The sequence below is a fragment of the Achromobacter pulmonis genome (assembly GCF_002885955.2).
In the GTDB taxonomy this organism is placed as follows: Bacteria; Pseudomonadota; Gammaproteobacteria; order Burkholderiales; family Burkholderiaceae_B; genus Achromobacter; species Achromobacter pulmonis_A.
In genome coordinates, this window is record NZ_POQS01000023.1 from 1 (window position 1) to 1,162 (window position 1,162).

Sequence of the window (1,162 nt, forward strand, 5' to 3'; positions counted from 1 at the left end):
GGCGGCTCGATCTCGACAATCGAGCCGTCGGCTTTGCGGCGCGCCCAGTAGCCACTCCAGTCCACCCAGGCGCCCTCGGCGGGCAACGGCTGGCCATCGAGCGGCCGGCGCACCACCAGCCCGTCCTGGGCCGGCTTGACGTACTTCTTGGTCACGGTGATACCTCCTCGTTGCCCGTCGGCAGTTGTAGATAACTCTCGGTGTTGGGGCCGTCGCCCACCTGGTGCGTGCCGCTGTAGATGGCGAAGTCGGCCAGCTCGCCCGCATCGCGCGCGGCCGGGAAACCCATCTCCAGCGAGAACGCCATTTCGTAGACGGCCACCCCCTTGCGCTGGGCCGTGGCCGGCGACAGCACCCGCAGGCCCTCGAAGTGCAGCGTGCCCAGGTCGGCCGCCTTGTGCTGGTCCAGCATAGGCACCACGCGCTCGACGATCTCGTAGGCGCCAATCTGGCGGCTGTTGCCGCGCTGGCGCTCGCGCCCGCCGCTGGCGTGGCTGGTGACCGCATAGACCAGGTAGCGTCCGACGATGCNCCGGCTCCAGTAGTGGAAACTTCATGGGTCACATCCTCCTAGTAGTGCGGCCCGCCCGCAGGCGGGCCGTGTGGCCAGGGCGGCCGGTTACGCGCTGGTGACGCCCTGGATCAGGAAGCCGGACTCGATGCCGGACAGCACCGGGCTACGCTCGTAGGTGACCGGGTAGATCCAGCTCTTGCTGTTGCGCTCGTTGTACGGCTCCTCGACCAGCGGGTGGCCTTCGAGCGTGTACGTGTAGCCGAACGACGGCGTGCGGGCCGAACTGACCTGGGCGGGCACGAAGGCCAGCACCGCGACGTTGCCCCACACGTCCACCATCTGGTCGCTGCCCTCGTTCATGTAGACGGCCTCACCCACTTCCAGCGTGCGCAGGTTGAACAGCTTGGCCAGCATCTCCTTGGTCACCGAGTCGCTGGACGTGTACTTGAAGCGCTCCAGGATCTTCGGGTGCTCGGCCAGGGCGTTGAAGCCCGCCGCCGACACCACCATGGTGTTGGGGCGCAGGCCCACGATGGAGCGCACCGCCTCGCGGTACTCGCGGATCTGCTTGGCCGGGTCGGAATCCGGGTCGTTCCACACGTCCGAGCCGGCCAGCGTGTCCTTGTTGTTGGCGCCGTAGTTGGCCGC

The 1,162-nt window shown here is 68.0% G+C and carries 3 protein-coding genes; all 3 read right to left on the minus strand.

All coding sequences use genetic code 11. The features are described from left to right. A partial coding sequence (locus tag C1I89_RS35800; protein WP_181391109.1) for a DUF2635 domain-containing protein occupies nt 1-155 on the minus strand: 155 nt, incomplete at its 3' end. After that, on the minus strand, nt 152-529 hold the full coding sequence (locus C1I89_RS33210) for a phage protein Gp37 (RefSeq protein WP_108627549.1): 378 nt from the start codon (nt 527-529) through the stop codon (nt 152-154). The genes C1I89_RS35800 and C1I89_RS33210, both read right to left, overlap by 4 nt. 90 nt (nt 530-619) lie before the next feature. Further along, nucleotides 620-1,162 (minus strand): major capsid protein (locus tag C1I89_RS33215; RefSeq protein WP_181391110.1); only part of this gene is annotated, 543 nt, incomplete at its 5' end.